Here is a 4,792-nt window from a genome sequence, read left to right as displayed (position 1 = left end):
GCAGCTTTTCTCACTATTTCATCAACTGAACTGCTTTCGTCATGTATAGAGGAAATTTTTTGATCGATTTATTATTCAATAATAATCAATCAATTAAAAGGACGCTCTGCGAGCTATACTTATGGTATAAGCATTTTGTTGTAAATAAGGAGTCGTTCATACAAGTTCCACTTCAAATTACATTGCGTAATATAAACCCGACGCCTGCGATTGAAGATCGTATTCACAAGAAGGCTGATAAGCTTAGCCAATATTCCGATCAAATTATTTCTTGTCACATTGTGGTCGAATTGCCTAAGCGGCACCAACATCAAGGTAAATTGTATAACGTGTGGATTAATCTCACTTTGCCGGGGAAGGAATTTGCTGTCAATCGGGATGAAGTAGAAGATCTTTATGTGGCTATACGTGATGCGTTTGACGACATGGCGCGAAAAGTAGAAGAAGAAATGCGTATGCGTATGGGCCATGTTAAAGCGCATCCTGAATTATTGCACGGTGAAATTGTTCGTCTTTTTAAAGAAAAAATTTTGGGTTTATTGCAACGCCAGACGGGGAGGAATTTTACTTTAATGCGGGGAACGTTGTTCACCCAACCTTTGAAAAATTAGAAGTGGGCACAAAGGTTCAATTTATTAAAGGAATTGGAGACGACGGCGCACAAGCGCATCGGGTGATCGCGAAGGAGCGGTAACGTGGCAGTGATCCTATCATTAGCTACAAAAGTCATAACGGTTTTCATTTTAAACTTCGTGATATTCGCAGTCGGGATTCTAGGCGCGCTTTTAGCGCGCTGGGTCCACGCCTGCGCGGGGACGGCGGGAGTTTTTTTGAAATTAAGACTAATAGCAAAAATAATCTAAAATGGGAAAATTTATAACAAGATTTTACTATTAATTGTCGTTCCTGCGCAGACAGGAATTTAGCGCGAAAAATCCTACGTTAAAGGCACTGCATAATATCAGCTAACAAGCGGCTGGGCCCCAAAGCGTAAAGTTTGTGGAGTAATCCAAGCAGCGCCCATTTTATCTTTAACTAATTGAATATAGGGGACAGTTTGTTCTAATGTTTGAATTCCACCAGAAATTTTTAAGCCGACCCTTTTATTGGCGCGATTTTGAATCGCTTCTAATATTATTTCAGCCGCTTCTATCGTTGCACCATTAAGAAGCTTTCCCGTTGAAGTTTTAATAAAATCAGCGCCGGCGCGAATGACTAGGTTCGTAGCGTCGAAAATAATATCACGTTTAATTAATGCGCCGGTTTCTAAAATCACTTTCAAAATTGCCTGGAGGCCGCAAGTGCCACGACAGGCTTCTAGGAATGCTCTGACCTCCTTCGCATTCCCTTCAAGGTAGCTTTTATAAGGCATAACCACGTCAATTTCATCAGCGCCTTCATCGAGCGATTGTTTAATCGACTGAATGCAATCCAGCAGCGATTGATTGCCTGTGGGGAAATTAGCAACGGTTGCCACTTTTATAGGAACGCCTGCTAACAAAAAACGAGCTTGCTCAACAAATTGAGGATAAATACAAACGGCTGCCACAGGTCCGTAATGGGTTTTTGCTTGATGACATAATTGTTCGATAGTTTCTGGCGTGTCACCTTCATTTAATTGGGTTAAATCAATTAAAGGAATCAAGATTTTTGCAAAGTCTGAATTCATGAGCGATAATGTTGAATAAAAGCTAAAACCAATTTTTTAAGACTTTCAGTTGCTAATTTTACGCCACGTAAGGTTTGTTCATGCGTCACTTTTTCGTGGGTTAAGCCCGCGGCAAAGTTACTGACAACGGAAATTACCGCAACACGCATGTCGCAATGACGGGCTACAATCACCTCCGGAATTGTAGACATCCCCACTACGTCAGCCCCTAAAAGACGAAAGGCTCTAATTTCTGCTGGTGTTTCAAAAGTCGGACCGAGCACACCTATATAAACTCCTTCCAATAATGCAATTTGTAACTGCTTAGCAATTTTAAAAAGCTGCGCTCGCAAATCGGGATCGTAAGCATCCTCCATCCCAATAAAACGACCGCCAAAATCATCCTCATTGGAGCCGACAAGAACATTATTAAATTGGAAATTAATGTGATCATTTATTAATACCAAGCTGCCTGGCTCAATCCTTTGGTGTAAGGACCCGGCTGCATTGGTAGCAAGCCAAATTTCACACCCAAGAAGTTTCATGGTCCGAATCATAGTTTTAATAGTGTAATTATCAGCACCCTCATAATAATGCGCGCGTCCTCTCAAACAAACCACAGGGATACCATTAATTTTACCAAGGTATAAATTACCCCCGTGACCTTCAATGCTGGGTTTGTGAAAACCGGGCAATTCATGATAGGAAATAACGCTGGGCTCTTCTATTTCATCCGCTAAATCACCCAGCCCAGAGCCTAATACAATAGCTAATTTGGGTTGAAAATTGGGGCGACGATGTCGAATTTCTTTTAACGCATTGTAAGAAGGAAGTGTCATGTTAGTGCGCCATTAATAATTCTAAATGATTACCAGTCTGTTGGGTATGGTTCGAGATAACCAATTTGTTCTATTATTTTATATGAAAAAATAGCATTAACCGTTAATAGGGTTTTTTCAATTTGAAAAAGAGATTGTCGCAATTCGATCTGCAATTGGTCGGCTTGATATTCGATCTGGTTTACTTGTTGAATCAATTTGTGTACATAAGCGGCTTCTTTTCCTCGAAAGCGCGAAACTAATAATGCGTCGAGTTCATTAATAGCGTTGCGAGCTTGGGTGGAAGCTTTAATAGAGTGCGTTAAAAAATGTTTAAATTTATCAATAAGGGATGCAGGAATTTCTATTTTTCGTCCCAGTGTAATGCCTGCAATATCTTTCGCGGTGTTAGCTATTTTATCCTGTCGAGCTAAAAGCGTGATCAAATCGCTGCGCGGGACAGGTAAAAATAAACTTTTAGGTAAATGTCGCTGAAAATTTCGCTTTAATTCATCGGCTTCATTTTCTAATTCAGTGATCGTTCCTTGCAATTCAATGGCTCGTTCCCAATCTCGCAAAACAAGCGCATCAAAAAAGGGGAATAATAATTTAACACAAGTATGCACTTTTTCCATGTGCTGTTGCAGTTGGTGAACGGGTGATCGACCAAACATGTCTAAAATCGCAGTTTGACGTAACATGGCGTTAGTATAGCAACTTCTGAAGTCTGGTCTCAATCACCTCACAATTGCTTTAGCTATTATTGATTCCCATCTTCCCGTGTTATGTTAATCTTTTCAGTTCAATTATTCATAATGGAACACAGCCAACTTTATATCATTCTGGCCACTATTTTTGAAGTTTTAGGGTCCTTATTTGCCGGCGGACAGGTCACTCATACCATCCGCGGAGAAATTATTAATGTCAGTTTATTTAGCTAAATCCCGCAATACAGCACAATTATTAGTGTTTAGTATGTTGGCGTCATTATTAGCGGCAGGGACATGGCTAGTTGCAGCTACGTCATTTGGATGGCCCGTCTCAACAACCCATAGTATTGTAAGGGCTGTTATTGGCTTTGGTTTAACCGTTGTCGGAGCTCATGCCATCCATTGGCATGAGCTGACTAACATTGTATTAAACTGGATCATTACCCCCATTATTGTAGGCGTTATCGTTTATTTTTTATTTCGCAGTGTTCAATGGTTTATTTTTGATAGAGCGAAATGCCTTTGCATAACTCCAAACGTTATGTGCCGTGGTATATCTTTTTAGTAACACTCATCGTTAGTTTGGTCACTTTTTTAAATGGGTTAAAACACGTTGGACTGCAAATCTCCAACTCTATGGCCTCTATGGCGATTGGGCTTTCCATTGGATTCAGTTTTGTTATTATGTTTTTTGGATATTTACTATCACGGCCCATCCCGGTCGTCTCAGATAATAAAAATCATATCGATTTTCAAAAGCTCGAAAAGATCTTCGGCATTTTAATTATTTTTACAGCTTATGCGATGCCTTTTGCACATACTTCTAATGATGTAGCCAATGCGATTGGACCCTTGGCGGCTGTGGTTGGTATTGTGAAAGACAGTGGTGCTGTATTGGCGAGCGCACGCATTCCTTTTTGGATTATGTTTTTAGGCGCGCTGGGTATTGTGACAGGATTGACGCTGTATGGTTATAAAGTAATCGCCAGCATCGGAAGCAATATTACCCAATTAACACTCAGCCGCGGCTTTGCTACACAAATTAGCAACAGCCAGTATGGTGGTGTGGTTGTAACCTCTGCTGCCGGATTACCCATTTCAAGCACGCAAACGTTGCTAGGTGCTGTGTTAGGCGTAGGCGTTGCTCGTGGCATCGGATCGCTTAATACTTTCCATCGTAAGAAATATTTTTATGTCGTGGATCGTTACGCTTCCTGCTGGAGCTATATTTTCGATTATTTATTATCATCTCTTGAAGACAATTTTTTTATAAAAAAAGTAACCTGTATTTTTCCGTCCAAAAAACTTAAAAACCCGTCGTCCTCCCGCGGGGGCATCTGCTGTATTAATTGAAGCATACAAAACCTTCACGGCCGAGCCGGGATCAACTATGTTTGAATTGCTGTGAGCAAGTTTGAAAACTGGATAATAAATAGTCATTTTACACACCTTATTCACAGCTTCACAGTGATACCGCAGTTAGCGATTTTTTCTGTTCAAATTTTTTTAATCTGGCATTGGCGATAACAATAATTTTTCGTATTAGTGCTACAAACGCTACCATTTTCTTTTTCCCTTTTTTAACGAGCCCCTCATAAAAGCTCTTTAATTCTGAA

Annotated in this window: 4 protein-coding genes and 2 pseudogenes; 3 read left to right on the top strand and 3 right to left on the bottom strand. The window is 40.3% G+C overall.

Annotation, left to right across the window (positions count from 1 at the left end):
• Positions 1-59: 59 nt before the first annotated feature.
• The gene (locus tag OWO34_RS00030) at positions 60-611 is read left to right on the top strand and encodes an HPF/RaiA family ribosome-associated protein (protein ID WP_267256123.1); all 552 of its coding nucleotides are present in this window, start codon (positions 60-62) and stop codon (positions 609-611) included.
• Positions 539-694: a hypothetical protein gene (locus OWO34_RS00025; RefSeq protein ID WP_267256124.1), complete on the top strand. Its 156-nt coding sequence runs from the start codon at positions 539-541 to the stop codon at positions 692-694. Before OWO34_RS00030 ends, OWO34_RS00025 begins: the two co-directional genes overlap by 73 nt.
• Positions 695-942: 248 nt before the next feature.
• Here OWO34_RS00025 and deoC read toward each other — a convergent pair.
• From deoC to OWO34_RS00010, 3 genes and pseudogenes are all read right to left on the bottom strand, one after another.
• Positions 943-1,669, bottom strand: a pseudogene (gene deoC, locus OWO34_RS00020) (deoxyribose-phosphate aldolase).
• Positions 1,666-2,487, bottom strand: coding sequence for a purine-nucleoside phosphorylase (locus OWO34_RS00015; protein ID WP_267256122.1), 822 nt, complete (start codon positions 2,485-2,487; stop codon positions 1,666-1,668). The pseudogene deoC and the gene OWO34_RS00015 overlap by 4 nt, the downstream one beginning before the upstream one ends.
• A gap of 29 nt (positions 2,488-2,516) precedes the next feature.
• Positions 2,517-3,167 (bottom strand): TIGR00153 family protein, encoded by a 651-nt coding sequence (locus tag OWO34_RS00010; RefSeq protein ID WP_267256121.1) that lies wholly within the window; start codon positions 3,165-3,167, stop codon positions 2,517-2,519.
• 135 nt (positions 3,168-3,302) lie between these two features.
• Between OWO34_RS00010 and OWO34_RS00005 the strand changes: the two are divergent.
• Positions 3,303-4,449, top strand: a pseudogene (locus OWO34_RS00005) (inorganic phosphate transporter); the annotation flags it as partial.
• Between the last annotated feature and the right edge of the window lie 343 nt (positions 4,450-4,792).

It is taken from the genome of Coxiella endosymbiont of Ornithodoros maritimus, from assembly GCF_907164965.1.
Taxonomy (GTDB): Bacteria; Pseudomonadota; Gammaproteobacteria; order Coxiellales; family Coxiellaceae; genus Coxiella.
Note: the sequence above shows the minus strand (reverse complement) of the source record. Positions and strands in the feature narration are given on the sequence as shown.